The sequence below is a fragment of the Streptomyces sp. NPDC020996 genome, assembly GCF_040641355.1.
Classification (GTDB): Bacteria; Actinomycetota; Actinomycetes; order Streptomycetales; family Streptomycetaceae; genus Streptomyces.
The window spans coordinates 71,012-95,421 of the sequence record NZ_JBFADM010000019.1; the positions used below are offsets into that span (position 1 = coordinate 71,012).

A 24,410-nucleotide genomic window follows, 5' to 3' on the forward strand; every position below is an offset into this window, starting at 1 on the left:
GGCAGGTGTCAGCCGAACTGGCCGACCGTGTAGTCGCCGGCGGGCTGGCGGACGATGACGTTCAGGCGGTTGTAGGCGTTGATGACGGCGATGAGGGACACCAGCGCGGCGAGCTGGTCCTCGTCGTAGTGCTTGGCCGCGGCGGCCCACGCCTCGTCCGTGACCCCGCCGGCCGCGTCCGCGATGCGGGTGCCCTGCTCCGTCAGTTCCAGGGCGGCGCGCTCGGCCTCGGTGAACACCGTGGCCTCCCGCCATGCCGCCACCAGGTTCAGGCGCGTCTGGCTCTCCCCGGCGTGCGCGGCCTCCTTGCCGTGCATGTCGGTGCAGAAGCCGCAGCCGTTGATCTGGCTGGCGCGCAGCTTCACCAGTTCCTGCGTCGCGCGGGGCAACGGCGAGTTCGTGACGGCGCCGCCCGCCGCGTTGAGGTGCTTGAAGAAGCGGCCCGCGACAGCGTTGGAGAAGAGGTTCAGGCGAGCATCCATCGTGAACTCCTGTGTAGTGGTGGGCGCTTGTACCTCTCTGACGGAACGGCCGGGCCCGGTGTGACACGGTCGGATGTGACGTGCGTCTCCGCCTCGCACGACGCGGCCTTAGACTTGAAGAGTTGTTCAATTCACTAGGTGGCAGGAGAGTGACCGGGATGCCGGTGCCGCTGTACGAGGCGAAGGCCGAGTTCTTCCGGATGCTGGGGCACCCCGTCCGCATACGCGTGCTGGAGCTGCTGCAGGACGGGCCGAAACCGGTGCGCGAGCTGCTCGCCGCGATCGAGGTCGAGCCGTCGAACCTGTCCCAGCAACTCGCCGTGCTGCGCCGCGCCGGCATCGTCACCGCCACCCGCACCGGCTCGACGGTGGTGTACGAGCTGGCCGGGGGCGACGTGGCCGAGCTGCTCGCCGCCGCCCGGCGGATCCTGGCCACCTTGCTGACCGGGAGGCAGGACCTGCTGGACGAGCTGCGTTCGACGGGACCGGCCCGTTGACCGTCGGGGGCCGGTTCCGGCTGCCGTGGCGGCGGGGCAGGCAGCGGGCGGCCGTCGAACCGGCGCCGCGCGCGGTGCGCCGGCACGTCGCCTCCCTCACGCCGGGACCCGAGACCGTACGGCGCGCCCGGGAGGCTATGGCCGAGCACCTGCCGGCGGTCGGTGTCGCACCGCGGTCGGCGTTCGCGGACGCGGTGCTGCTGGTGACCAGTGAGCTGGTCGCGAACGCGCTGCGGCACGCCCCGCGCACCCCGGTGATCGACGTGGGGATCACGGTGGCGGCGGGGCACCTGGTCGTCGGCGTGGCCGACGCCGAGCCCCGGCTGCCGGACCTCGGCGAGGAGGGCATGGGCGCCGGGCTGCGTCTGGTGACCGAGCTGGCCGCCGACCACGGCGGCGGCGTCGGCGCGGAGCCCGCCGCCGACCACGACGGGAAGATCGTCCTCGTCCGGTTCGGCCTGCCCGTGGGGGCGGGCACAAACCCCCGGGGGTAGGGCCGACCGGCCCTGGTGCCGGTCATGTACGGTCTGGCACGCTGTGCCGCGTTCCAAGGGAAACTCTCTCCATTTTGGACAATTGCCGCTACCCGCAAGCCCGGAAGGACTGCCCGAAGTGATCGCTGTGGTGGGACACCCCGACCTCACCGCGCCCACGCTGGCGATGCTGGAGGAGGAGCTGCGCAAGCGGCTGGCCGGTTTCGCGAGGGCGGGCAGGGCCGGGCTGGTGCGCGCCGGGCAGGGACTGCCGGTCGTCTTCGGCAGGGCCGCCCGCGCCGCGGGACTGGCCCTGGTGACCGTCCTGCCGTCCAGGAACGGCGTGCCGGAGGTGCTGCGCCCGGGCGATCGCAAGGCGGCCGGCGAGTTGCTGCTGCTCTCGGAGCAGGTTCGGCTGCTGGAGTACGACCCGTCCGACCGCAACGCGTGCGTGGTCGCGGACGAGAGCCTGCTGAGCTCCTGCGTGCGACTGCTGGCGGTGTGGGACGGCTCCCCCTCCTGCGGCCGTGACGCGACGGCCCATCTGGTGGCCTTCGCCCGCAGCAGCGGCGTGGACGTGGAGATCCTCTGGCCCGAGGGAGCCGGCCGGGTGGCGCCGGGCGCGAGGGCGTGGTGATCCCGCGGCTCCCCGCGTCCGGTTCGTCCCGGCGCATGGTCGAGCTGAGCCACGAGGAGGCACTGAGGCTGCTGGGGACCGTCCCGTTGGGGCGGGTGGCGTTCAGCGAGCAGGCGCTGCCCGCGATCCGTCCGGTGAACCACCTCGTGGAGGGCGGCGACCTGATCGTGCGCACGCACGGCGGGGCCGCCCTGCTGGGCCGGGCGCTGCTGTCCGAGGTGGTGGCGTACGAGGCCGACGAGATCGACGCGACGACGCGGACCGGTTGGAGCGTCGTGGTGACCGGGACGGCGACCCGGGTGGAGGACCCCGGCGCGCTCGCCCGCTACCAGCGGCTGCTCATGCCCTGGCTCGAGAGGGAGACCGGCCAGGTCATCCGCATCCGCCCGGTGATCGTCGCCGGGTACCGGGTGGTGGGAGCGGGACGCGACTGACCCGCGGCCGGTGCGGTGAGTGTCCGCGGCCGGCACGGCGAAGGGGGGTGGCGAGAACAGCGGCGCGGCAGGCGGAAGCTGCGAGACGAGCGGCGTGCCGCGGGCTGCCGAGCGGCACGCGGGCGACCGCGGATTCGCCCGCGCCCGGCGGCCTGGCCATGCGGTGAACGGGCGCGGCACTGACGCCATGGAGCAGACCGACGGCCGGCGTTTCCGCGTCCGGGCCGGGGAAGCGGACCGGCGACCGCAGGGTGACGCTCGCTCGGCCGACGGCGGCCCGGTGGCCGGGTCGGTCAGGCGCCCGTGCGGTCTCCGGTCGGCCAGCCCATGGTGTACCACTCGTGGCGGCCCTCCACCTGTTCGCCGCGGTCCGCGCTGTGCGCGGCGCGGGCGGCGGCCAGGTCGGCGTGGACGGGGATCGGCGGGCAGTCGCCGGCCGGGACGAGGGAGCCGTCGGCCGGGATGGCGGCCAGCTCCAGGCGCCGGCCCGCCCGGGCGAGCCGGACGGCGGCCTCGGTGATCGCCAACTGCCCCTCGGGCGACCAGCTGCGGAGCTCCGTCAGGTCGACGACGACCGGGCCGGTGCCCCGGGCCAGCGCCCAGCCGACCGCGCCGCTGAAGCGGCGGACGGCCTCCGGGCCGAGGTAGCCGGTGACGGACAGGATGCCGATGTTCTCCTCGACGGTGTAGCGCCAGTCGATGGTCATGGTGATGAACTTCCTTGCGGGGGTTGCCGGTCGGGGTGTGCTGTCCGGTCAGTCAGAGCGGCAGGGTGATCCAGATGCTCTTGCCGCCGCCGTCCGCGTCGGCGCGGATCACGGCGGTACCGCCCAGGCCGAGCGTGAGTTCCATGACGGTGGCGAGCCCGCCCGCGCCGTCGCCGGTGGCCGGTCCGGGCAGCGTGGGCCGGTGGGGGTGCCGGTCGTGGACGGCCAGGGCCAGGCAGTCGGCGCCGGCCGCGTAGATCACCGTGACCTGCGGGGAGCGGTCGGCGGCGTGCCGGACGCTGTTGGTGACCAGCTCGCTGAGGATCAGCAGGGCGGGGTCCACGGTGGGATGGCTGGGGTTGATCCCCCACTCGGCCAGCGCCATTTCGGCCGTCTCCCGGGCGAGCCGGACGGCGGAGGGTTCCGCGGGCACGGTGAGGACGTGCCGCAGGGGCAGGGCCGCCAACTGTGCGGTCATCGCACGGCTTCCTCGTGGGAGGCCCCGGTCCGCCCGGCGGGGACGCCGGGCAGCACTCCGGAGAACTCCAGCAGGTGCCGGGCACCCCGGATCGCCTCCGGGGTGGTGGCGTACTCGCGGCCGCCGGGGCACAGCAGGTCCAACGCGCCGACGGAGTGGAGGACTTGGCGCTGCTCGGCGCGTATGCCGGAGGCGATGACGAGGATGCCGCGCCGCTTCAGCTTCTCCACCGCGTCCTTCAGGACCAGCGCGCCGGTGGCGTCGATGGTGGACACCCGCGACATGCGCAGGATGACGACGCGCACGTCGGCGACCTCGGTCAGCTCCAGCAGGAAGCGGTGGGCGGCGGCGAAGAACAGGGGCCCGTCGATGCGGTACGCGACGATGTGCTCGGCGAGCAGGGCGTGTTCCTCGGCGCTGTGGTCGCCGCGGTCGAGGGGCACCTGGTCGAGCCGGGCCTGCGCGGCCACCGCGCGCAGGGCGAGGGCGCCGGCCACGACCAGGCCGATGATCACCGCGTACACGAGGTCGAGGGCCAGGGTGGCGACGGCGGTCAGGACGAGGATCAGCGCGTCGGACCGGGTGGCCCGGGCCATCGCCCGCAGGGAGCCGACCTCGACCATCCGGATCGCGGTGGCCAGCAGGACGCCGGCCAGCGCGGCCAGCGGGATCTTCGAGACGAGCGGCGCCGCCGCGAAGACGATCACGGCGAGGACCGCGGCGTGGGTCAGCGCCGCCAGCCGGGAGCCCGCGCCGGTGCGGACGTTGACGGCCGTACGGGCGATGGCGCCGGTCGCGGGCACACCGCCGAACAGCGGGGCGACGATGTTGGCCAGCCCCTGGCCGAAGAGCTCGCGGTCGGGATCGTGCTGCTGACCCACCGTCATGCCGTCGGCGACCGAGGCCGACAGCAGCGACTCCAGCGCGGCCAGCGCCGCGACCGCGACGGCGGGGGCGAGCAGGGTCCCGAGCGAGCCGAGTTCCAGGAAGGACAGCGACGGGGCGGGCAGCCCGGCCGGCAGGTCGCCGATCGGCTTCGCCGCGTCCAGGTGGGCCAGCTGCGCCACGACGGTCGCCGCGATCACGGCGAGGATGGAGAACGGTACGGTCGGCCGCAGCCGGGCGCCGACCAGCATGACCGCGGCCACCGCGACGGCGAAGCCGGCCGCCGTCCAGTTCGGGGAGCCGACGAACGCCTCGACCGCCCGCCAGGTCACCACCAGCACCCGGTCGCCCTCCGGCTTCGGCACGCCGAGCGCGTTGGGGACCTGCTGCAGGCCGATCACGCAGGCGATGCCGAGGGTGAAGCCCTCGACGACGGGGGCGGGCACGTACCGCATGTACTTCCCGGCCCGCAGCAGGGCCAGGCCGACGAGCATCAGGCCCGCCATGAGGCCGACGGTGAGCACGCCGCCCGGCCCGTACCGGGCGACGATCGGCACGAGGACCACGGTCATCGCGCCGGTCGGCCCGGACACCTGAAGGTTGGACCCGCCGAAGACCGCGGCGAGCGCGCCGGCCACCACCGCGGTGGCCAGTCCGGCCTCCGCGCCGAGTCCGGAGGAGACGCCGAAGCCCAGGGCGAGGGGCAGGGCGACGATGGCGACGGTCAGGCCCGCGAGGAGGTCCCGGCGCGGGTTGCGCCGCATCTGTGTCAGATCGTCACGGCCGGGCAGCAGCGCGGCGATCCGGGCCCAGGTCCGGCCGGTTCGCGTGGGGGTCGTCATCGCGCGGCGACCTCGGCTTCCCGCAGCTCGGCCAGCAGTTCGTGCTGCCCGGACAGCATCTCGGTGAGGATGCGGCGGGCGGCCTTGAGCAGGTCGGCGACGTCGCCGCCGGCCAGTTCGTAGACGACCGTCGAGCCCTCCCGGGTGGCGGTGACGATGCCCGACCGGCGCAGCACCGCCAGTTGCTGGGAGAGGCCGGACGCCTCGACCTCGATGGCGGCGAGGAGGTCCCGTACCGGTTTGGGCCCGCTCTGCAGCAGCTCCAGCACTCGGATACGGACCGGATGTCCGAGCATCCGGAAGAACTCGGCCTTGGCCTGATACAGCGGAACGGACACGAACCCTCGGCTCTTCTGCGTCGCCCCGTCTCGGGGCCGGTGCGTAAGGCTGTGCCCGCGGCTACTACGAGCACAGCGAATACAGCATCTAACGAATTGCGAAATTTTGCAACTCTGCATCCCGGCGTTGCGCTTCCCGGAGGACCCCCGGCGTGCCGGGGCACGGTTCCTGGGAACAGGCCTATGTGACCGCGCTCACCGACGGCCGTACGCCGACGGGCCCCCGCGGCTGCCCCGTCCGGCCCAGGACGGGCGGGGCGGCGGGGCCTGGAATGAGCACAGCACCGGAACGGCAGGACGAGAACACCGACGACACCAGGAGGCCTTCGTGCAGTTCGACGTGATCGTGGAGATTCCGCAGGGTTCGCGCAACAAGTACGAGATGGACCACCGGCTGGGCCGCATCCGCCTGGACCGCATGCTGTTCACCTCGACCCAGTACCCGGCCGACTACGGCTACATCGACGGCACGCTGGGCCGTGACGGCGACCCGCTCGACGCCCTGGTCCTGACCGCGGACCCCACCTTCCCCGGGTGTGCCGTCGAGTGCCGGGCCGTCGGCATGTTCTGTATGAAGGACGAGCACGGGCCCGACGAGAAGGTGCTGTGCGTCCCGGCCCACGACCCGCGCTACGCCGAGGTGCAGGACATCGGCGACATCGCCGAGTTCGACCGGCTGGAGATCACCCACTTCTTCGAGGTCTACAAGGACCTCGAGCCCGGCAAGTCCGTCGAGGGATCGCACTGGGAGGGCCGGGACGCGGCGTACGCGGAGATCGAGGCGTCCCGGGAGCGCGCGGCCGGCGCCCACTGACGCTGTCCGGACGCGACGAAAAAACCGGGCCACGGAAAATCGCGTCTTCGCGCCGGAAAATGTCGCTCGATCGGACGGCGGAAAAATCGTCCGGAAACAGCCCAGGGGCCCGCACCTAGGTGCGGGCCCCTGGCTCGCGACCGCGCGCCGAGAACTCAGGCGCGCGTCACGACCGTCCCTGGTGTCAGGCGGGAAGGATGTTCTCCGCCTGCGGGCCCTTCTGGCCCTGCGTGACGTCGAAGGTCACCTTCTGGCCTTCCTGCAGCTCACGGAAGCCCTGGGTGGCGATGTTCGAGTAGTGGGCGAAGACGTCAGCGCCGCCGCCGTCCTGCTCGATGAAGCCGAAGCCCTTTTCCGAGTTGAACCACTTCACGGTACCGGTGGCCATGTCAAATTCTCCTAAGGCAAGTGCTAGGGTGCCCGCACCTCGCGGGCCTCCTCATCGCTGTGATGATCACCTGCCCGAAAAATGGCAAGAATGGCAACCACGACTGCAACTGACGCCGAGCCTAGCACGGAACGAATCGGCGCCGCGGAAAATCACCGGCCGGAAAAACCGGCCACGAAGCCGGGCCCCCTTTTCCCCCACCGGATTTTCTCCACTCCCGCGCCGTCAGGATTTTCCGCCGCGGTTGCTCCGTCCGGCGGCCCGGCGGCGGCCGTCGTCCGCCCGCAGTGGGCCGGGTCCGGTGCGGCCGGCGGGTCCGGCTGCGCGGCACGGGCCAGGCTGCGCCGGTCGGGGTGGCTGCCCGGGGCGATGACGGCGCGTATCTCGACGTCGGCCACCAGTCCGCGCGTCGACACCACCCGCCACACCGAGGCCGCCAGCGCGTCGTCGCCGACGAAGGCGGGCGCCGTGCTGGCCGTTCCGGCGGCGCTCCGGTAGCGCAGCCGCACCGGCTGCACGGGGACCCGGGCGTCGAGCGCGGCCTGGAAGGCGGCGCGGCGGAAGGGGCCCTGGGCGCGGCCGCACCAGGTGCTGCCCTCGGGGAACACCGCGACCGCCCGGCCGTCGCGCAGGGCGTCCGCGATGCGGGCGACCGTGCCGGGCAGCGCGCGCAGCCGGTCGCGTTCGATGAACAGGGCGCCCCGTGCGGCCAGCCGGCCCACGACGGGCCACCGCCGGATCTCCGCCTTGGCCAGCGTCCGGGCCGGGCGGACGGCGGCCAGCAGCGGGATGTCCAGCCACGAGATGTGGTTGGCGACCAGCAGCAGTCCGCCGGTGGGCGGGGCGGCGCCGGTGACCCGGACGCGGACCCCGGCGGCCCGCACGACGCACCGGCACCACCACCGCACCGGCCCGGCCGGCAGGCGCCCGCCGAGCGGCGACAGCGCGACGCCGGCGAGGACCAGGGCGAGGACCGCCGCGAGCCGCAGCACGGCCCGTGCCGCGGCCACCGGCCGGGCCGGCTCCAGGCACGACCCGGGGGTGCAGGGCGCGCTGGGCAGCCAGACGCTCATCAGGCCGGGACGAGAGAGAGGAAGTGCCGCAGATAGCGCTGGTTGACCCGGCGCATCGGCAGCAGCACGTACAGGTCGGCGACCCCGAAGTCCGGGTCGTGCGCGGGCCGGCCGCACACCCAGGCGCCGAGGCGGAGGTAGCCGCGCAGCAGCGCCGGCAGTTCGGCCGGGGCGGCGGGCGTCGCCTCGTCCGGGATCCAGGGCAGCAGCGGCCGTACCCGGTACTCCTCGGGCGCCAGGTGCTTGGTCCGCACCCGGTCCCAGGTCGCGGAGGCGAGCGCGCCGCCGTCGGCGAGCGGGACGGAGCAGCAGCCGGCCAGCCAGTCGTGGCCGCGGCCGACCATGTAGCGGGCGATACCGGCCCAGATGAGCCCGATGACGGCGCCGTCCCGGTGGTCGGGGTGCACGCAGGAGCGGCCCACCTCGACCAGGCCCGGCCGGATGGCGTCGAGCGGGCCGAGGTCGAACTCGCCCTCGGCGTAGAGGCGTCCGGCGACCGCGGCGCGCTCCGGGGGCAGCAGCCGGTAGGTGCCGACGACCTGCCCGGTCGTCTCCTCGCGCACCAGCAGGTGGTCGCAGTAGGCGTCGAAGGGGTCGATGTCGAGGCCGGGCTCCGGGCCGGTCAGCAGGGCGCCCAGCTCCCCGGCGAACACCTCGTGCCGCAGCCGCTGCGCGGCGCGGACGTCGGACTCGTCGCGGGCGAGGGTGACGGTGTAGCGGGCGTGGGCCGTGGACTGCGGGGGAAGGTCGAGCGCGGTGGCGCCGGTCATGGCTGTCTCCTGGTCGCGGGCCGGGGCGGCGAGGCGGGGAGCAGACCCGGGGCGTGCGATCTGCCGCCCCTGTTCTTCCGGGGCCGGCTGACCTTCGCGTGACCGGCGCCAGGAGTGCCGGTGTGAGGTTGTTGAACGGCTCGCGCGGCGCCTTCGGCGACCCCCGGAGAGCACCGAACCGCCCGCGCGGAACCCCCGGCAACCACCGCAGAGCACCCAACCGCCCGCGCGGAACCACCAGCAACCACCGCAGAGCACCCAACCGCCCGCGCGGAACCACCAGCAACCACCGCAGAGCACCCAACCGCCCGCGCGGAACCCCCGGCAACCACCGGACGTGCGAGACGGGGCCGGGGAGCACCACTCCCGGCCCCGCCCGTCCGCGCCCTCGGCGAACGTTCAGTGCGTGGCTGCTAGCGCCTCGCCGCCTTGCGGGTGGCGCGCAGCCACTCCTTGTTCATGCTGGTGATGGACATCAGCGGGATGCCCTTGGGGCAGGCGGTGGCGCACTCGCCGGTCAGCGTGCAGCCGCCGAAGCCCTCCTCGTCCATCTGCGCGACCATGTCCAGCACCCGCGTCTCCCGCTCGGGCGCGCCCTGCGGCAGCACGTTCAGGTGGTTGATCTTGGCGGAGGTGAACAGCATCGCCGCGCCGTTCGGGCACGCGGCGACGCACGCCCCGCACCCGATGCACTCGGCGTGCTCGAAGGCGAAGTCGGCGTCCGGCTTCGGCACCGGCGTCGAGTGCGCCTCCGGGGCGGAGCCGGTGGGCGCGGTGATGTAGCCGCCGGCCTGGATGATGCGGTCGAACGCCGACCGGTCCACCACCAGGTCCTTGATCACCGGGAACGCGGACGCGCGCCAGGGCTCGATGTCGATGGTGTCGCCGTCCTTGAAGGACCGCATGTGCAGCTGGCAGGTCGTGGTGCGCTCCGGCCCGTGCGCCTCGCCGTTGATGACGAGCGAGCACGCGCCGCAGATGCCCTCGCGGCAGTCGTGGTCGAAGGCGACCGGGTCCTCGCCCTTGAGGATGAGCTCCTCGTTGAGCGTGTCGAGCATCTCCAGGAAGGACATGTCGGAGGAGATGCCGTCCACCTCGTACGTGGACATGGTGCCTTCCGCGTCGGCGTTCTTCTGCCGCCAGACGCGCAGGGTGAGCTTCATGCGTAGCTCCGCTGAGTGGGGTGGACGTACTCGAAGACCAGGTCTTCCTTGTGCAGGACGGGAGCGTCGCCGGTGCCGGTGAACTCCCAGGCGGCGGCGTAGGCGAACTCGTCGTCCCGGCGGGCGGCTTCGCCGTCGGGGGTCTGGGACTCCTCGCGGAAGTGGCCGCCGCAGGACTCGGCGCGGTGCAGCGCGTCGAGGCACATCAGCTCGGCGAGCTCGAGGTAGTCGACGATGCGGTTGGCCTTCTCCAGCGACTGGTTGAACTCCTCGCCGGTGCCCGGCACCTTGATACGCCGCCAGAACTCCTCGCGGATCTGCGGGATGCGCTCCAGGGCCTTGCGCAGCCCGGCGTCGGTGCGCGCCATGCCGCAGAACTCCCACATCAGCTCGCCGACCTCGCGGTGGAAGGAGTCGGGAGTGCGGTCGCCGTCGACCGAGAGCAGCCGCGTCAGCCGGTCCTCGGTCTCGGCCAGCACCTCCCGTACGACCGGGTGTTCGTCGGTGACCTCGCCCTGGTGCGGGTTGCGGGCGAGGTAGTCGTTGATGGTCGCCGGCAGCACGAAGTAGCCGTCGGCCAGGCCCTGCATCAGGGCGGAGGCGCCCAGCCGGTTGGCGCCGTGGTCGGAGAAGTTGGCCTCGCCGATCGCGAACAGGCCGGGGATGGTGGTCTGCAGGTCGTAGTCGACCCACAGGCCGCCCATCGTGTAGTGCACGGCCGGGTAGATCCGCATGGGCACCTGGTACGGATCCTCGTCGGTGATCCGCTGGTACATGTCGAAGAGGTTGCCGTACTTCGCCTCGACGGCCTTCCGGCCCATGCGCTCGATGGCGTCGGCGAAGTCGAGGTAGACGCCCTGTCCGCCGGGGCCGACGCCCCGGCCCTCGTCGCAGACGTTCTTCGCGGCGCGGGAGGCGATGTCGCGCGGGACGAGGTTGCCGAAGGACGGGTAGATGCGCTCCAGGTAGTAGTCGCGCTCGTCCTCGGGGATCCGGTTCGGCGGCCGGGTGTCGCCCTTGGCCTTGGGCACCCAGATCCGGCCGTCGTTGCGCAGCGACTCGCTCATCAGGGTGAGCTTGGACTGGTGGTCGCCGGTGCGCGGGATGCAGGTGGGGTGGATCTGCGTGAAGCAGGGGTTGGCGAAGTACGCGCCACGCCGGTGCGCCCGCCAGATGGCGGTGGCGTTGGAGTTCATGGCGTTCGTCGACAGGTAGAAGACGTTGCCGTAACCCCCGGACGCCAGGACCACGGCGTCGGCGAAGTAGGTGGAGATCTTGCCGGTGATCAGGTCCCGGGCGACGATGCCGCGCGCCCGGCCGTCGACGACGATCAGGTCGAGCATCTCGGTGCGCGGGTGCATCTCGACGTTCCCGGCCGCGATCTGCCGGCTGAGCGCCTGGTAGGCGCCGAGCAGGAGCTGCTGGCCCGTCTGGCCGCGGGCGTAGAAGGTGCGGGAGACCTGGACGCCGCCGAAGGAGCGGGTGTCGAGCAGGCCGCCGTACTCGCGGGCGAACGGCACGCCCTGCGCCACGCACTGGTCGATGATCTCGACGGAGATCTGCGCCAGGCGGTGGACGTTGGACTCGCGGGCCCGGAAGTCGCCGCCCTTGACGGTGTCGTAGAAGAGGCGGTGGACGGAGTCGCCGTCGTTGCGGTAGTTCTTCGCCGCGTTGATACCGCCCTGCGCGGCGATGGAGTGGGCGCGGCGCGGGGAGTCCTGGTAGCAGAACTGGACCACGTGGTAGCCCTGTTCGGCGAGCGTGGCGCCCGCGGAGCCGCCCGCGAGGCCGGTGCCGACGACGATGACGGTGTGCTTGCGCCGGTTGGCGGGGTTGACCAGCTTGGCCTCGAAGCGGCGCTTGTCCCAGCGCTCGTTGATCGGGCCGGACGGGGCCTTGGTGTCGGCGACCGGCTCACCGGTCGTGTAGGCGGTGTAGGTCATGTCAGCTCACCACTCCGGTCATGACGCCCACGGGGACGGCGATGAAGCCGGCCGTGAGCAGCAGCGCGAGGACGTTCGCGACGGTCTTCAGGGCGCGGTCACGGGCGCGGCTGCCGACGCCGAGGGTCTGGGCGGCGCTCCAGAAGCCGTGCCGGATGTGCAGGCCGAGCGCCAGCATCGCGACGATGTAGACGGCGTTGCCGTACCAGGTGGAGAAGGTGTCCACCACGTTCTGGTACGGGTGGCCCTCCTGGAAGCCGCCCGGGTGGGCGGTGCCGGTGGTCAGGTCGAGGATGTGCCAGACGATGAACAGGCCGAGGATGATCCCGCCCCAGCGCATCGTCCGCGTCGCGTAGCTCGCCCGCGGCCTGGAGTGCACGTACTTGCTGGGACGCGCCTTGATGTCGCGGCGGCTGAGCTGGTACGCGGAGACGGCGTGCGCCACGACCGCGACGACCAGGACGACGCGGATCAGCCACAGCGTCCACTCGTAGTGCATGAACGGTTCGCCCACGGTGCGCAGCCAGTGCGCGTAGTGGTTGAACTCCTGCGGCCCGAAGAAGATCTTCAGGTTGCCGATCACGTGGGCGACCAGGTACAGCAGCATGATCACGCCGCTGACGGCCATCACCGTCTTCTTGCCGACGGAGGAGTCCCACACGGTGCGCGCCATAGACGGCCGTCGGTCCGTCCGCGTTGCCAGAGCCATGAGTCCTGACGTTAGGACCGAAGGGCCCCATCGGTCCAAGACATGGTCTGCCTTGTTTCCATAGGCCGGCGCTATCGTACGAGTATGCAGTTCCAGCAACTCCAGTATTTCGTGGCCGTCGCCGAGACCCGGCACTTCACCCGGGCCGCCGAACTGGTGCACGTCGCCCAGCCGTCGCTGTCGCAGCAGATCAAGGCGCTGGAGCGGGAGCTGGGGGCCGACCTGTTCCTGCGGGCGCGCGGCAACATCAGCCTCACCGACGCCGGCGAGGCCCTGCTGCCGCTGGCCCGGCGGATCCTGGCCGACGCGGAGACGGCCCGCTACGAGGTGCAGGAGCTGGTGCAGCTGCGCGGCGGCCGGGTCCGGCTGGGCGCGACGCCGAGCCTGTGCACGGGCCTGCTGCCGGACGTGCTGCGCGCCTTCCACGACCGCTACCCCGGCGTTCGGCTGCTGATCGAGGAGGGCGGCTCGCACGACCTGGTGCGGGAGCTCGCCCGCGGCGCCCTCGACCTCGCCCTGGTGGTGCTGCCGCTGCCCACGCCGTCGCCCGCGCTGACGACGGTGGAGCTGCTGCGCGAGGACCTGGTGGTGGTCTCCTCACCGGAGGCGCCGGCGCCCGGCGGAGCGGGCCGGCGGACCGTGCGCGTCGCCGACCTGGAGGGCGAGCGTCTGGTGATGTTCCGGCACGGCTACGACCTGCGCGAACTGACCGTGGCCGCGTGCCGCGCGGAGGGGTTCGAGCCGGACTTCGCGGTGGAGGGCGGCGAGATGGACGCGGTCCTCGGCTTCGTGCGGGCGGGCCTGGGCGTGGCCGTCGTACCCCGCATGGTCGCGGCCCGCTCGGGCCGCGGCCTGCGGGTCACCCCCCTGGCCCGCCCCGGCCTGCACCGCACCATCGCCCTGGCCCACCGCAGCGACGTGGCCCCGCCCCGGGCGGCACGCGAGCTGCAGCGGATGCTGCTGGAGCGGTGAGGCGACACCGGCCCGCGCGAACCCGGCGCGCTTGCCGGCATCCCGCTGCTCGCCGGACTACTGCTTCTTGAAGGAGCGGATCTGGTAACTGCCCTGGAGGTTGCCCCCGTGTCCGGCGGGCGTCGATCCGACGCGCGCGTGGTAGTTGGTCTGCTTGTAGTACTGAACCCGGTGGCCGGTCCCGTTCCACACGGACAGCACCTTCTTGCCGTTGCGGATGAAGGAACACTGGTCGGCGGTGTTCGCGACCCTCTGCGCCGTCCACTGGCAGCGGCTGCCGCCGCCGCTCCAGCCGCTGTAGATGCAGAAGTGCCCCGGATCGCAGCGGAAGGCTGCGGCGCTGTCAACGGTCGCCGGAGCGGCCGGAGCCGTGACGGCGGCGGACGCGGCGGGAGCTGTGCCGAGGGATGCGGCGATGGCGAGCGAGGTGATGGCGAGCGCGGTGACACGGTGCATGGAGATCGTCCCCTTTCCATGGGTTCCATGGGATCCATGGGATCCACGGGATCCACGGGATCCACGGGTTCCGTCGATTCCGTCGGTGTCCCCGGGCGGCACCCGGGCGACGGTCGCCAGTCTCGTGCGCCGGAAACGGCGGCCGTCAGGGCGTGCGCAGGGGCGCGAGAGGCACCCGAGGAGGCCGCCGCCACCTCCCCTCCGCCATATGAGCCGGGGCCTCCGGTGGCATCGGCGGCGGACCGCCCGCTCCCCCGAGGCGCCCGGCTCGCGCACCCCCACCCCACGCGCCCCCGCCTGCTCCGGTGTCTCAGGCGCGGTCCGGCGCCACCGGTGTGCCCTGGTGGTAGTACAGGCGCCAGCCGGTCTCCTCGTCCTGCTTGCGCCACAGGGCGCTGCGGCGGGCACGGCGGCCGTCGAAGACGGTCTCGTACGTCAGGTGCACCAGGCCGGGAGCCAGTACGACGCCCGTGATCGCCGACGGCTCGTAGCGGGGGCCGTCCGCCGAACTGCCCGGCATGTCGGGCAGCTCGGCGAGCGTCTCCGGGTACGTGTTGCGACGGCCCGAGGCGCCCACCTCCACGAACTCGGGGTCGCGCAGGCCGGCGGCCCCGGCGCGGGAGCGGACCGCGGGGTCCAGGAGGCTCAGTTCGCCCGCGATCGCCTCGCCCACGTCGTCGTCCGGTTCCTGCGTCACCCTCACATGATCGCGTGCGGCCCCGGGCGGGCCGCGGCGCGGGGCGTGGCGTCAGCCCGTCGCGTCGACCAGGGCCAGCTCGTGGAGGCGGTCCGGGGGGCCCGGACGCGCGTAGTACCAGCCCTGGGCCGTGTCGCAGCCCAGGATCCGCAGCTGCTCGGCCTGGGCGCCGGTCTCCACGCCCTCCACGGTCACCGCGAGGTCCAGGCTGTGAGCGAGCGAGACGATCCCCTCGACGATCTTCAGGTCGACGGGGTCGGCGGGGAACTGCTGCATGCTCTGGGTGAAGGAGCGGTCCAGCTTGAGGACGCTCACCGGCAGCCGGCGCAGGTTGGCGAGGTTGGAGTAGCCGGTGCCGAAGTCGTCCAGGGCGATGTCGACGCCCATCTCGGCCAGCCGGCGCAGCGGTTTGAGCAGGTCGTCGTCGGCGCCGATGAGCGCGGACTCGGTGACCTCCAGGCACAGCGCGTTCGGTTCGACGCCGGCCCGTTCGAGGATGTCCACGGTGTCCTGGACCAGGCCGGGATGCGTGAGCTGGCACGGCGAGAGGTTGACGTTGATGCGCAACGGCCCCGCATCCGCCCCCGCCCCGTGCCGTTCGCGCCACGCGCGGGCCTGCCGGATGGACTGCTCCAGCACCCAGCGGCCGAGCGGCACGATCAGGCCCGTGTGTTCGGCGAGCGGGATGAAGCGGTCCGGGCCGAGGACGCCGTGCTGCGGATGCAGCCACCGCACCAGCGCCTCGGCACCGCGCACGCTGCCGTCGCCGAGGTGCACCAGCGGCTGGTACTCGATGAAGAACTCGCCCCGGTCCAGCGCCGTCGGCAGCGCGGTGGTCAGCCCGTGCCGGGTGATGACGCGGGCGTCGGCCTCGGGGTCGGCGAGCTCGAAGCGGTTGCCGCCCGCCGACTTGGCCCGGTACATGGTGATGTCGGCGCTGCGCAGCACCTCCGCCGGGCTGCGCTCCCCCGCCGGGCCCTCGACGATGCCGATGCTGCCGCGCACGGTCAGCTCCCGGCCGTCGACGCTGATCGGGGCGATGAGGGCGTTCATGATGCGGGTGGCGAGCTCGTCGACCCCGCGCTCGGTGTCGGGGCCGGTGGTGAGCGCGACGAACTCGTCGCCGCCCAGCCGCGCGACCATCTCGCCGGGCGCGGTCGCGCACGCCTGCAGCCGGTCGGCGACCTCGACCAGCAGCCGGTCGCCAGCCGCGTGGCCGAGGCTGTCGTTGACGGTCTTGAAGCCGTCCAGGTCGAGGTAGCACAGCCCGAACCGCTGGCCCTCGCCGGCGCCGAGCGCCTTCTCCAGGCGTTCGAAGAAGAAGGTGCGGTTGGGCAGGCCGGTGAGCGCGTCGTGCGTGGCCTCGTAGCGCAGGCGCAGGTTGAGCAGCCGCCGCTCGGTGGTGTCCTCCATGAGGGCGAGCTGGTACTGCGGGTTGCCGTCGGGGTCGCGCAGCAGGGAGACCGTCAGGTTCGTCCACAGAACCGTTCCGTCAGACCGGTTGAACGCCTTCTCCACGTGGTAGTGCTCGCGCTCGCCGCGCACGAGTTCCTCGTAGAGCCGCCAGGTCTGCGGCGCGTCCTCGGGGTGCGTCCACTCCATGACGTTACGGCCGCGGAAGCCCTGCGGGGGCAGGCCGAACATGCGCAACAGCGCGCCGTTGACCTGCAGGATGTTGCCCTCGAGGTCGGCGATGCCGATCCCTATTGCCGCGCCTTCGAAGACCGCGCGGAACCGGGCCTCGCTGGCGTGCAGCGCCTGCGCCACCACGCCCTGCGCCGTCAGGGCGGCCGCCGAGATGGCCTCCTGCTCGGCCAGCGTCCGCTCCCGCAGCGCCTGCGCGAACCCGGCGGCCATGGCGTGCTGCAACCGCGCCGAGCGGGCCCGCAGTTCCTCCTGGTCGCCGTCCTCGCCGCAGTACAGCACCAGGTAGGCGTCGACGCAGTCCAGGGTGCGGCTGAGGGCCTCCGGGTCGGTGCAGTGCGCGGTGACGAGGGCGGCGCCGACCGTCTTGCCCTGGTCCGCGTCGAAGGCCCGGGCGTGCAGGGCCTGGCTCAACCGCCGCGCCAGCGGCAGGAGCTGCTCCTCGAACTCGGGCCGGGTCAGCGACGTGGAGGTCACCGGGAACACCGCCCGGCTCCATATCGTCGCGAACCGGCGCACTCTGCCCTCCGGGCCGTCCGGTTCCTCGATCACGCCGTACGCCCCACGCCCGCGAAACCGGAGAAGGCGAATGGGTCCTCGTCCTCCGGCGCCGTCTCCGGCCGCCAGAGCGGCATCGGCACCAGTCCCGGTTCCACCATGTCGTACCCCTCGAAGAACCGCGCGATCTCGTCGCGCGAGCGCATGATCAGCGGGTTGCGGATGTCCTTGTACACATCCACGGTGCCCGCGGCCCGCTCCTCCGGGAGCGGTATTCCCTCGTACGAGGCGTGAGTGAGGATCAGCAGACTGCCCGGCGCGAGCGCGTCGCGCAGGTGGGCCACCGCCTCGTACGGGTCGTCCTCGTCTTCCACGAAGTGCAGTATGGCAACCAGAAGCAGCGCCACCGGGCGGTTCAGGTCGATCAGCCGCCGGACTTCGGGGCTTTCGAGTATCTCGTCGGGCTTGCGCAGGTCGGCGGCGACGACGCCGCAGTCCTCGTTGCCCTGCAACACCGCCTGGCTGTGGGCGACGGCGACCGGGTCGTGGTCGACGTAGACGACATGGGTGCCGGGAGCGGCCGCCTGGGCCACCTCGTGGACGTTGCCGAACGTCGGGATGCCGGAACCGATGTCGAGGAACTGGGTGATGCCCTCGTCGGCCGCGAAGCGCACCGCGCGGCGCATGAACGCCCGGTTGGCCTGCATGATCTTGGGGAGTCCCGGCATGAACTCCATGGCCTTGCGGGCCGCTTCCCGGTCGACCTCGAAGTTGTGCGAACCGCCCAGGTAGTAGTCGTAGATTCGCGAAACGCTCGGCACCGAGATGTCGATGCTCCGTGGGGCCCAGGCGGGACGCTCCATCTATCTCTCCAGGCGTAGGCGATCCGGTGTTCGAAGTGAGGCTACTGATCGCCTGCCAACAGAGCGAGAGAAAACGGAAATTGACCATCCGTTCCCGGTCACTGCCTGCGGCATGTGCCGAATTGGCATACCACACACTCGCGACGAAAGACATCGGAGCCTTCCGCAATATTCCGGTCCAGGAAGAAGCGATACCACCATGTCCGGTCATGACGCACAACGGTCCGCCCCCTCCGTGCGGCGCGGAGGGGGCGGACGGTGGGTCGGGCGCGCTGCCCGGCGATCAGCCGTGGGGAGGCGACCGCTACTGCTTCGGCGCGCCGACCGGCTTTCCGTCGGGCGCGACGGCGTACCACGTACCGCCGATGCCCTGACCGTTGGTGTCCCCGGGGTTCTTGTCACCGGAGAAGGTGTAGACGGGCCAGCAGTTGATGGTCTGCTGCTTGACGCCGTCGGGCCGGGTGAAGCTCATCAGGCCCTTCTTCTGCACGCCCTTGGTGTCGTTCGCGGCCACCGGGCCGACCGCCGGCCACTTCTCCAGGCAGGAGCCGGTGCACGCGGACACGGGCTTGGGCCAGGCCTCGTCCTTCATGAAGCGGTAGACCGTGTGGCCGTTCTTGTCGACGACGATCTCACCGAGCTTGGGGTCGTTGCGGGTGGACAGTCCGGGCAGGGAGGCCAGCGTGGCCTTCTTGCCGTCCGGGGCCAGCGCGTACCACTTGCCGCCGACGCCCTGTCCGGCGATGTCCCCGGCCTTGGTGTCCTTCGCGTAGCGGTACGCGGGCCAGCCGCCGATGGTCAGCTGCTTGGTGCCGTCGGCCCGGGTGACCTCGCCGAGCAGGGACTTGTCGACTCCGGCGCCCGCCGTGGCGTCGTCCGCGGGCACGGGCGGCCAGGTCGTGGCACAGGCTCCGTCGCAGTTGGACTTGGGCGGCTCGGCGGTGTCCGCGTCGAATCGGTAGAGGGTCAGGCCGGCGCTGTCGGTCAGCACCTTGCCCAGTTCCGGGTTCTGGGCGACGGACAGCTTGCCCGCGGCGGAGGTCTGGGTCGCGGAGCCCTGGCCGTCCGCGCCGTAGCCGTTGCTGGGGCTCGCGCTCGCGGCGGCGCCCACACTTCCGTAGTCCCCGGCCGCCGCCGTCGCGCCGACGTTCTGGGTGCCCGCCGACGTGGCGTTTTCCTGACCGCACGCCGTCGTCAGCGCCAGCACGGCCGCAGCGCTTGCCACGAGTGAGGCGCTCCGCCAGGAGGTCTTCATCGTCAACTCCCCGAAATCACATGGGTGTTGCAGCGCCCTGCTGCGCCGCCGCACGACACTGGGTACGCACGGAGCACGTGGTTGTGTTCAACCGCGGCACGAATTTCTTTCCGGGACCCGCGATCCGGTGCGACATCCCGCGCAAGTGTCCAGGACGACGACATCTGGCCATGACCGCCGCCAAACCGGTACAGCCCACGCATCCTCCCTTCGGGTCAACCCTCCCGGCGCGGCCGCATGCGACACCCTGCGGCGGCTCATGCTCTCCGTCGTGCATCGACCCGAACCGTCCCGATCCGGCCGCGCCGCACGGACGTTGGCGTCGGCGACGCTGACCTGCCTGCTGCTGGGCGCCCCGGCCGGCGTCGCGTCCGCCGACGCCTGCGCGTACGCGTCGACCGGGCCGGGCGGCACCACAGCGGTGGCGGTCGCCGGAAGCGGCGCCTGGCCGACGGCCTGGCCGACGCTCCCGGCCTGCCCGAAACCCCCGCCGACGCCCGCGCCGACCACCCCGAGCCCGACGCCGACACCCACGCCGACCAGGAGTCCGGCCCCGCCCCCGAAGCCCCCGCCGACTCCGCCGGCCCGGCCGGCGCAGCCGCGGCCCCAGCCACCGCCCGCTCCTCCTGCTCCCCCGCCACCCACGCCCACGTCACCCGCACCCACGCCGCACCCGTCGGCGCCCGCTCCGAGACCCGCCCCGCGGCCCTCGGCCACACCGGCCCCGCGCCCGTCCGCGGCTCCGGTGCGCTACCCCCGGTACCGGGCGCAGCCGCCCCGGCGGCCTCCCCGCCACCGCCGGTCGCCCGTCACCTACGTCCTGCTCATCACCGCACCCGCCGTGATCGCCGTCGCCGCGCTGCGGCCGCGCTGACCCTCAGGAGGCCCGTCTTGCCGGATTGGCTCGTTCTCACCCTCGCGATGCCGGCCGCCTGCGTCGCGGTGGTCGCCGTCACCCTCCTGCGCCACCGCACCGCCGCCGTCGACGAGGATCCCAGCGAGACCCCGGACGTCATCGAGTACATGACGATGTGGATCGGTGTGGTGTACGCCATCGTGCTGGGCCTGGCCATCGCCGGGGTGTGGGAGTCGCGCAGCGCCGCCCAGGACCATGTCCGCAGCGAGGCCGTCGCCCTGCACGAGATCTCCGAGCGCGTACGGGTCTACCCGGCCGGCGTCCGCGACCGCATCCGCGGCGACGTCGACGCCTACGTGGGGTACGTCGTCGGCACCGAGTGGAAGGCGATGGCGGACCACCACCGGGTCACCGAGCACGGCGCCGAACTGCTCGGCCGCGTCCGCCGGGACGTCACCGACTACCGGCCGAGGACGGACTTCGAGGCCCAGGCCTACCAGCCCCTGGTCGACCAGGTCGCGGCGGCGGACGAGGCGCGCAGCGCCCGCGCCGACTCGCAGGGTGCGACGATGCCGGGGGTGGTGTGGTTCGGGCTCATCGGCGGGGCCGTGGTCACCGTGGGGATGGTGTTCGCGCTGCAGATCCGGAGCACCGCCCGCGAACTGGCGCTGGCCGGGCTGTTCTCCGCGCTGATCGCCTTCCTGCTGTTCCTCATCTGGGACTTCGACGCGCCCTACAGCCGGGGCCTGCCCGCGTCGGCCTCCCCGTTCCTGCACCTCTTCCCCCACATCACGGGCTGACGGGCCCGCCCCGGCGCACCACGGGCACCCACCCGCGCACCGGCGCGCACCCCGGGCGGGCGCACACCGGCGCCCGCCCCGGCCGGGCACGCGGCCGGATACTTCGGCCGGACGCACCGGACCCCCGGTCCCGCGAAGGGGAGCGGGGGTCCGGGGGTCCGGTGCGCCGGAGGGTTCAGATCTGCCGCTCCGAACGGCGGCGCATCCAGAACAGCCCGCCGCCGATGACAGCGGCCGCCACCAGCCCACCGCCGATCGCCAGGTCGGTCGGCGTCGCCCCGCTGGAGCTGCTGCCGCCGAGGCCGCCGCGGACACCGCCGATGACGGTGAAGGCGGCCGGGTTGGTCAGGGTCTTGCCGCCGCAGTTGACGGTGATGCTGTGCGATCCGGTCCGCGCGTTGTTGCTGATCGTCGCCGTACCCTTCGCGGTCGTGCCGTCACGGCGAATGCCGTCACTGTGCATCGAGCCGTCATCGCGAATGGGTGTCAGCGTGACCGGCTGGACGAAGGCGTCCGAGGTGGCGGTGCCGCCGGTGGGGCAGCCGTCGACGGTGATGGTGAGCTGCCCGCCGCGGGCGATGACGCTGGGCAGGGCGACGATGTTGCTCGGATTGATGTTCATGCCGTCCCGCGCGACCGCCGCCGGTGCGGCGAGCCCGAGGGCGGCGACCGCGGCGGCAGAGGCAGCCAGGGCACGAGTAGTACGCATGTGATCCTCCGCGGAAGACGCCCCGGGGCCCGTCCCCGGTGGATCGGCGAGAAAGCGCCTCCCGGAAATGACCCTCAGTTGCCGCGTGCGCGCCCGCATTTCGGGGATGGTCCGTCCTGGTGAGACAACACGCCGGGCGATGACCATGCAATCTGATATCCATGCAGGTCACGGACCATCAGAAATTTTCTGTGCCCGGCAACTCGGATGGCTCACCGGGGAAGTGCGGGGCCACCCGTTCGCCTCTCCCCCGTCGCCGGTTCCGTGCGGCGGACATAGCTTTCTCGTATGCGCGAATGACGCGGCGACGGTCGCGTCGAGAGGGGAAGTCGAATGTCTGCGTTCGAGCTGGCCGACGACGAGGAGGAGCTGCGCCCGAAGAGGCGTGCTCCTTGGGGCGTGATAGCGCTGGTTCTGCTGACCGGCCTGGCGCTCATTCGGAATGGTTCGGGGGAATTCGACATGGGTCCGCCGCAGCCCGCCTCGGCGGCCGCCGCGGACGGTCGCGTCCCCTCCGCCGCCCCAGCCTCGGTCCAGCCGTTGCCGTACTCCGCCCCCGACCGGGTGCGGATCCCGGCCATCCAGGTAGACGCGCCCGTCATGCCGGTCGGCCTCGACGTGGACGGCTGGGTGGCGGCACCGCCGCCGGAGGACCCCAATCTGGCGGGCTGGTTCACCGGCGCGGTCACTCCCGGCGAAAAGGGCACCGCGGTCGTGGTCGGCCACGTCGACAACATGCAGGGCCCCGCCGTTTTCTACGGCCTCGGGGCCCTGAAGAAGGGAAATCACATCGAGGTCGCCCGCCAGGACGGGAAGACGGCCGTGTTCGAGATCTACGGCATCGAGGTCTTCGCGAAGAGCAACTTCCCCGGCGACCGCGTCTACGCCTCCAAGGGCACCCCGGAACTGCGGGTCATCACCTGCGGGGGCGGTTTCACCAAGCAGAACGGATACGACGGCAATGTCGTCGTCTTCGCCCGCCTGACCGAGGTCCGCTGAGCGTTCCCCGGCCGGGCGGGCGGAATCGGGATCACACGGCGTGCCGTCGCGGCACGGTGATGTGATAGCCGGAATCCAGCAGGTACGGCAGATAGTCGCGCAGTGCGCGGACACTCTGCGAGCGGTCGCCCCCGGCGTCGTGCGAGAGCACCACGACGCCGGGGGCGGCGCCGTGCTCGACCCGGTCGACGATGGCGCGCGTGCCGGGGGTGGTCCAGTCGAGGGTGTCGATGCTCCAGGCGAGCGGCTCCATGCCCAGTTCGGCGCCGATCTGGAAGACCGCGCGGTTCCAGGCGCCGTAGGGCGCGCGGAACCAGGCAGGCCGTTCGCCGCAGGCGTCCTCGATGACGGCGCTGGTGCGTTCCATCTCCGAGCGGATCCCGGCGCGGCTCAGCTGGGTCAGCTGGGCGTGCGACCAGGTGTGGTTGCCGATCACGTGACCGGCGTCCGCCATCCTGGCCAGCAGATCCTTGTTGTAGGAGGCCATCTCCCCGCACACGAAGAACATCGCGTGCACGTCGTGCTCGGCCAGCGTGTCCAGGACACGCGGCGTGTAACGGGGGTCCGGCCCGTCGTCGAAGGTCAGGACCATGGTGCGGCCGGGTCCGGGCAGCCGCAGGAACGGCTCGTGCCGCACCACGGTCGGGCCGGGCGCGACGCGCGGCGGGCCGTATCCGGTCAGAGGTTGGAGGCGGTAGGCGGACGGCTTGAGCGCCTCGCGGGCCCGGCGGGCCTCGGGGCCCGCCGGGCCGGCGACGGGAGCGGTGGACCCGGCCGGCGAGTCGCCTCCGCCGAGCGTGAGCACGCCGACCGTGCCGGCCGCGCCCAGCGCGGCGGCTCCGCCTGCGAGCAACAGCCTTCGTCGGGTGAGCAATTGATCCTTCTTCATGACTCATCAGTCGACCGGCCGTAGCCGGGCGCACCCCACCTACACCGATGCGGCGGTAGGAAAGCACTCACCCGGCTCAAGTATTCGGGTCATACGACGAACGCCGTCTTCCAGTCGGGTGAGGCGGGTTGGCCACACCCGGGAGGCGGAGGCCGCGCGGGGACGGTGACGAGGAGGCCGGAGACGGGCAGTTCACGCGGGCCGGAGAAGGGGGCGTCGCCCGGTCTCGTCTCCTCCGGCGAGGCCGCGCGCTGTCGGAGCTGCTCGACGCCGTCGCCAGATCCGTCTCGCCCCCTCCGGCGAGGCCGCGCGCCGCCGGCGACGGCAGGCCCACGGTGATCGCGGGCCGTGGCGCGGTCTACGGGTGCCCGTTTCACCGGAGTCTGCGCACGGACGGGGCGACGGGCCCCGCCGGCGGATCCCGGCGGCGCAGGGGCGTACGGTCCGGCGGACGGCCCCCGGCGCCCTGGCGTCCCGGTTGCGCGCCATGTGTGCCCCGCCGCCGGGGAGGATCCCGCGTGGCGGCCGGACCTGCGGCTTCCGCTAGCCTCGAAGCCGTGACGGAACAGCACTCGCACCAGTTCGAGCGGGGCACGGACGGACCGAAGGTCATCGTGGTCGGCGTCGACGGCTCCGACTCCTCGCTCCGTGCCGCGGCGTACGCGGCCGGCCTGGCCAGGCGGCAGCACGCGCTGCTCGCCGCCGTGTACGTCCAGCCGGTCATGGCGGCGGGCGCGGCGATGGGGGCGCCGGTCGCCGACACGACCGACGAGATCGCGGAGGACCTGGTCAAGCAGATCCGGGAGGCCTCCCAGCGGCTCAAGGGACTGTACGAGGTGCGCTGGGAGTTCCACACCTTCCGCGGCGACCCCTACACCGGCCTGGTGAAGGCGGCGGACGACCTGAAGGCGGACGCGGTGGTGGTGGGCGCCTCGGAACAGGCCGGCCACCGGATCATCGGCTCGGTGGCGGTACGGCTGGTGAAGGCCGGGCGCTGGCCGGTGACGGTCGTGCCGTGACCGGGCGCCGCGGAGCGTGGGCGGGAAGTCCGGCACGACCCGGCTGGACTCCTCCGGTCGCTCCATGTCCCCGCCGCACGGCCCCGCCGCCGCCCCGCCTCGCGGTCACCCCGCCCAGCG

27 protein-coding genes are annotated in these 24,410 nt (G+C 72.6%); 9 read left to right on the forward strand and 18 right to left on the reverse strand.

Annotation, left to right across the window (positions count from 1 at the left end; all coding sequences use genetic code 11):
* Nucleotides 1-8: 8 nt before the first annotated feature.
* The gene (locus tag AB0G63_RS16295) at nt 9-482 is read right to left on the reverse strand and encodes a carboxymuconolactone decarboxylase family protein (RefSeq protein ID WP_360750325.1); all 474 of its coding nucleotides are present in this window, start codon (nt 480-482) and stop codon (nt 9-11) included.
* A gap of 158 nt (nt 483-640) precedes the next feature.
* Between AB0G63_RS16295 and AB0G63_RS16300 the strand changes: the two genes are divergently transcribed.
* The 4 genes from AB0G63_RS16300 to AB0G63_RS16315 all read left to right on the forward strand — a co-directional run bounded on the left by AB0G63_RS16300 (nt 641) and on the right by AB0G63_RS16315 (nt 2,523).
* Complete coding sequence (locus AB0G63_RS16300) at nt 641-979, forward strand: metalloregulator ArsR/SmtB family transcription factor (protein WP_360750327.1); 339 nt, start codon at nt 641-643, stop codon at nt 977-979.
* A gap of 137 nt (nt 980-1,116) precedes the next feature.
* Entirely contained in the window at nt 1,117-1,473 is a 357-nt protein-coding gene (locus tag AB0G63_RS16305) for an ATP-binding protein (protein ID WP_360750329.1), read from the forward strand.
* A 118-nt stretch (nt 1,474-1,591) separates the two neighbouring features.
* A complete protein-coding gene (locus AB0G63_RS16310; RefSeq protein WP_360750331.1) occupies nt 1,592-2,089 on the forward strand; it encodes a hypothetical protein in 498 nt (165 codons plus the stop codon).
* 35 nt (nt 2,090-2,124) lie between these two features.
* Nucleotides 2,125-2,523: a pyridoxamine 5'-phosphate oxidase family protein gene (locus AB0G63_RS16315; protein ID WP_360750333.1), complete on the forward strand. Its 399-nt coding sequence runs from the start codon at nt 2,125-2,127 to the stop codon at nt 2,521-2,523.
* Nucleotides 2,524-2,816: 293 nt separating this feature from the next.
* Here the strand turns inward: AB0G63_RS16315 and AB0G63_RS16320 are convergent, their stop codons facing one another.
* Genes AB0G63_RS16320 through AB0G63_RS16335 form a run of 4 tightly spaced genes read right to left on the reverse strand, consistent with a single transcriptional unit; the run spans nt 2,817 to nt 5,773 of the window.
* On the reverse strand, nt 2,817-3,230 hold the full coding sequence (locus AB0G63_RS16320) for an STAS domain-containing protein (protein WP_360750335.1): 414 nt from the start codon (nt 3,228-3,230) through the stop codon (nt 2,817-2,819).
* A gap of 52 nt (nt 3,231-3,282) precedes the next feature.
* Nucleotides 3,283-3,708: an ATP-binding protein gene (locus AB0G63_RS16325; protein ID WP_360750337.1), complete on the reverse strand. Its 426-nt coding sequence runs from the start codon at nt 3,706-3,708 to the stop codon at nt 3,283-3,285.
* Nucleotides 3,705-5,435, reverse strand: a complete 1,731-nt coding sequence (locus AB0G63_RS16330; protein ID WP_360750339.1) for a SulP family inorganic anion transporter — start codon at nt 5,433-5,435, stop codon at nt 3,705-3,707. The genes AB0G63_RS16325 and AB0G63_RS16330 overlap by 4 nt, the downstream gene beginning before the upstream one ends.
* Complete coding sequence (locus tag AB0G63_RS16335) at nt 5,432-5,773, reverse strand: metalloregulator ArsR/SmtB family transcription factor (protein WP_351898806.1); 342 nt, start codon at nt 5,771-5,773, stop codon at nt 5,432-5,434. The genes AB0G63_RS16330 and AB0G63_RS16335 overlap by 4 nt, the downstream gene beginning before the upstream one ends.
* Before the next feature lie 328 nt (nt 5,774-6,101).
* Between AB0G63_RS16335 and AB0G63_RS16340 the strand changes: the two genes are divergently transcribed.
* Nucleotides 6,102-6,587, forward strand: a complete 486-nt coding sequence (locus AB0G63_RS16340; protein WP_360750341.1) for an inorganic diphosphatase — start codon at nt 6,102-6,104, stop codon at nt 6,585-6,587.
* Nucleotides 6,588-6,771: 184 nt separating this feature from the next.
* Here AB0G63_RS16340 and AB0G63_RS16345 read toward each other — a convergent pair whose 3' ends face one another.
* The 6 genes from AB0G63_RS16345 to AB0G63_RS16370 all read right to left on the reverse strand — a co-directional run bounded on the left by AB0G63_RS16345 (nt 6,772) and on the right by AB0G63_RS16370 (nt 12,597).
* The gene (locus AB0G63_RS16345; protein WP_042152846.1) at nt 6,772-6,975 is read right to left on the reverse strand and encodes a cold-shock protein; all 204 of its coding nucleotides are present in this window, start codon (nt 6,973-6,975) and stop codon (nt 6,772-6,774) included.
* Nucleotides 6,976-7,127: 152 nt separating this feature from the next.
* Nucleotides 7,128-8,048 carry a lysophospholipid acyltransferase family protein gene (locus AB0G63_RS16350; RefSeq protein WP_360750344.1) on the reverse strand — a complete coding sequence of 307 codons (921 nt, stop codon included), beginning with the start codon at nt 8,046-8,048 and terminating at the stop codon, nt 7,128-7,130.
* On the reverse strand, nt 8,048-8,818 hold the full coding sequence (locus AB0G63_RS16355) for a GNAT family N-acyltransferase (RefSeq protein WP_360750346.1): 771 nt from the start codon (nt 8,816-8,818) through the stop codon (nt 8,048-8,050). Before AB0G63_RS16355 ends, AB0G63_RS16350 begins: the two co-directional genes overlap by 1 nt.
* Before the next feature lie 413 nt (nt 8,819-9,231).
* A complete protein-coding gene (locus tag AB0G63_RS16360) occupies nt 9,232-9,981 on the reverse strand; it encodes a succinate dehydrogenase/fumarate reductase iron-sulfur subunit (protein ID WP_360750348.1) in 750 nt (249 codons plus the stop codon).
* Entirely contained in the window at nt 9,978-11,924 is a 1,947-nt protein-coding gene (locus tag AB0G63_RS16365; RefSeq protein WP_360750350.1) for a fumarate reductase/succinate dehydrogenase flavoprotein subunit, read from the reverse strand. The genes AB0G63_RS16360 and AB0G63_RS16365 overlap by 4 nt, the downstream gene beginning before the upstream one ends.
* 1 nt (nt 11,925) lies before the next feature.
* Nucleotides 11,926-12,597 carry a succinate dehydrogenase gene (locus AB0G63_RS16370; RefSeq protein WP_360750352.1) on the reverse strand — a complete coding sequence of 224 codons (672 nt, stop codon included), beginning with the start codon at nt 12,595-12,597 and terminating at the stop codon, nt 11,926-11,928.
* Nucleotides 12,598-12,717: 120 nt separating this feature from the next.
* On the opposite strand from AB0G63_RS16370, the gene AB0G63_RS16375 reads away from it, so the two are divergent.
* Entirely contained in the window at nt 12,718-13,605 is an 888-nt protein-coding gene (locus tag AB0G63_RS16375) for a LysR substrate-binding domain-containing protein (protein WP_360750354.1), read from the forward strand.
* 57 nt (nt 13,606-13,662) lie between these two features.
* Here AB0G63_RS16375 and AB0G63_RS16380 read toward each other — a convergent pair whose 3' ends face one another.
* From AB0G63_RS16380 to AB0G63_RS16400, 5 genes are all read right to left on the reverse strand, one after another.
* Nucleotides 13,663-14,061, reverse strand: coding sequence for a peptidase inhibitor family I36 protein (locus AB0G63_RS16380; RefSeq protein WP_360750356.1), 399 nt, complete (start codon nt 14,059-14,061; stop codon nt 13,663-13,665).
* A gap of 310 nt (nt 14,062-14,371) precedes the next feature.
* On the reverse strand, nt 14,372-14,758 hold the full coding sequence (locus AB0G63_RS16385; RefSeq protein WP_360750358.1) for a DUF4440 domain-containing protein: 387 nt from the start codon (nt 14,756-14,758) through the stop codon (nt 14,372-14,374).
* 51 nt (nt 14,759-14,809) lie between these two features.
* The gene (locus AB0G63_RS16390) at nt 14,810-16,954 is read right to left on the reverse strand and encodes an EAL domain-containing protein (protein ID WP_360750360.1); all 2,145 of its coding nucleotides are present in this window, start codon (nt 16,952-16,954) and stop codon (nt 14,810-14,812) included.
* Nucleotides 16,951-17,763 carry an SAM-dependent methyltransferase gene (locus AB0G63_RS16395; RefSeq protein ID WP_360750362.1) on the reverse strand — a complete coding sequence of 271 codons (813 nt, stop codon included), beginning with the start codon at nt 17,761-17,763 and terminating at the stop codon, nt 16,951-16,953. The genes AB0G63_RS16390 and AB0G63_RS16395 overlap by 4 nt, the downstream gene beginning before the upstream one ends.
* 304 nt (nt 17,764-18,067) lie before the next feature.
* Nucleotides 18,068-19,018, reverse strand: coding sequence for an SCO0930 family lipoprotein (locus tag AB0G63_RS16400; RefSeq protein ID WP_360750364.1), 951 nt, complete (start codon nt 19,016-19,018; stop codon nt 18,068-18,070).
* 891 nt (nt 19,019-19,909) lie between these two features.
* On the opposite strand from AB0G63_RS16400, the gene AB0G63_RS16405 reads away from it, so the two are divergent.
* Nucleotides 19,910-20,674 carry a hypothetical protein gene (locus AB0G63_RS16405; protein ID WP_360750366.1) on the forward strand — a complete coding sequence of 255 codons (765 nt, stop codon included), beginning with the start codon at nt 19,910-19,912 and terminating at the stop codon, nt 20,672-20,674.
* Nucleotides 20,675-20,849: 175 nt separating this feature from the next.
* Here AB0G63_RS16405 and AB0G63_RS16410 read toward each other — a convergent pair whose 3' ends face one another.
* Nucleotides 20,850-21,383, reverse strand: a complete 534-nt coding sequence (locus tag AB0G63_RS16410; RefSeq protein WP_360750416.1) for a hypothetical protein — start codon at nt 21,381-21,383, stop codon at nt 20,850-20,852.
* A gap of 333 nt (nt 21,384-21,716) precedes the next feature.
* Between AB0G63_RS16410 and AB0G63_RS16415 the strand changes: the two genes are divergently transcribed.
* On the forward strand, nt 21,717-22,382 hold the full coding sequence (locus AB0G63_RS16415) for a class F sortase (protein WP_360750368.1): 666 nt from the start codon (nt 21,717-21,719) through the stop codon (nt 22,380-22,382).
* A gap of 31 nt (nt 22,383-22,413) precedes the next feature.
* Here the strand turns inward: AB0G63_RS16415 and AB0G63_RS16420 are convergent, their stop codons facing one another.
* On the reverse strand, nt 22,414-23,271 hold the full coding sequence (locus tag AB0G63_RS16420) for a polysaccharide deacetylase family protein (protein ID WP_360750370.1): 858 nt from the start codon (nt 23,269-23,271) through the stop codon (nt 22,414-22,416).
* Nucleotides 23,272-23,828: 557 nt separating this feature from the next.
* On the opposite strand from AB0G63_RS16420, the gene AB0G63_RS16425 reads away from it, so the two are divergent.
* Complete coding sequence (locus AB0G63_RS16425; RefSeq protein WP_360750372.1) at nt 23,829-24,290, forward strand: universal stress protein; 462 nt, start codon at nt 23,829-23,831, stop codon at nt 24,288-24,290.
* Nucleotides 24,291-24,410: the final 120 nt, after the last annotated feature.

Excerpts from the sequence above, each read along its gene's own strand:
- AB0G63_RS16295 (WP_360750325.1), bottom strand. The coding sequence starts at position 482 with ATGGATGCTCGCCTGAACCTCTTCTCCAACGCTGTCGCGGGCCGCTTC.
- AB0G63_RS16300 (WP_360750327.1), top strand. The coding sequence starts at position 641 with ATGCCGGTGCCGCTGTACGAGGCGAAGGCCGAGTTCTTCCGGATGCTG.
- AB0G63_RS16305 (WP_360750329.1), top strand. The coding sequence starts at position 1,117 with ATGGCCGAGCACCTGCCGGCGGTCGGTGTCGCACCGCGGTCGGCGTTC.
- AB0G63_RS16315 (WP_360750333.1), top strand. The coding sequence starts at position 2,125 with ATGGTCGAGCTGAGCCACGAGGAGGCACTGAGGCTGCTGGGGACCGTC.
- AB0G63_RS16320 (WP_360750335.1), bottom strand. The coding sequence starts at position 3,230 with ATGACCATCGACTGGCGCTACACCGTCGAGGAGAACATCGGCATCCTG.
- AB0G63_RS16325 (WP_360750337.1), bottom strand. The coding sequence starts at position 3,708 with ATGACCGCACAGTTGGCGGCCCTGCCCCTGCGGCACGTCCTCACCGTG.
- AB0G63_RS16330 (WP_360750339.1), bottom strand. The coding sequence starts at position 5,435 with ATGACGACCCCCACGCGAACCGGCCGGACCTGGGCCCGGATCGCCGCG.
- AB0G63_RS16345 (WP_042152846.1), bottom strand. The coding sequence starts at position 6,975 with ATGGCCACCGGTACCGTGAAGTGGTTCAACTCGGAAAAGGGCTTCGGC.
- AB0G63_RS16350 (WP_360750344.1), bottom strand. The coding sequence starts at position 8,048 with ATGAGCGTCTGGCTGCCCAGCGCGCCCTGCACCCCCGGGTCGTGCCTG.
- AB0G63_RS16355 (WP_360750346.1), bottom strand. The coding sequence starts at position 8,818 with ATGACCGGCGCCACCGCGCTCGACCTTCCCCCGCAGTCCACGGCCCAC.
- AB0G63_RS16360 (WP_360750348.1), bottom strand. The coding sequence starts at position 9,981 with ATGAAGCTCACCCTGCGCGTCTGGCGGCAGAAGAACGCCGACGCGGAA.
- AB0G63_RS16365 (WP_360750350.1), bottom strand. The coding sequence starts at position 11,924 with ATGACCTACACCGCCTACACGACCGGTGAGCCGGTCGCCGACACCAAG.
- AB0G63_RS16370 (WP_360750352.1), bottom strand. The coding sequence starts at position 12,597 with ATGGCGCGCACCGTGTGGGACTCCTCCGTCGGCAAGAAGACGGTGATG.
- AB0G63_RS16375 (WP_360750354.1), top strand. The coding sequence starts at position 12,718 with ATGCAGTTCCAGCAACTCCAGTATTTCGTGGCCGTCGCCGAGACCCGG.
- AB0G63_RS16380 (WP_360750356.1), bottom strand. The coding sequence starts at position 14,061 with ATGCACCGTGTCACCGCGCTCGCCATCACCTCGCTCGCCATCGCCGCA.
- AB0G63_RS16395 (WP_360750362.1), bottom strand. The coding sequence starts at position 17,763 with ATGGAGCGTCCCGCCTGGGCCCCACGGAGCATCGACATCTCGGTGCCG.
- AB0G63_RS16400 (WP_360750364.1), bottom strand. The coding sequence starts at position 19,018 with ATGAAGACCTCCTGGCGGAGCGCCTCACTCGTGGCAAGCGCTGCGGCC.
- AB0G63_RS16410 (WP_360750416.1), bottom strand. The coding sequence starts at position 21,383 with ATGCGTACTACTCGTGCCCTGGCTGCCTCTGCCGCCGCGGTCGCCGCC.
- AB0G63_RS16415 (WP_360750368.1), top strand. The coding sequence starts at position 21,717 with ATGTCTGCGTTCGAGCTGGCCGACGACGAGGAGGAGCTGCGCCCGAAG.
- AB0G63_RS16420 (WP_360750370.1), bottom strand. The coding sequence starts at position 23,271 with ATGAAGAAGGATCAATTGCTCACCCGACGAAGGCTGTTGCTCGCAGGC.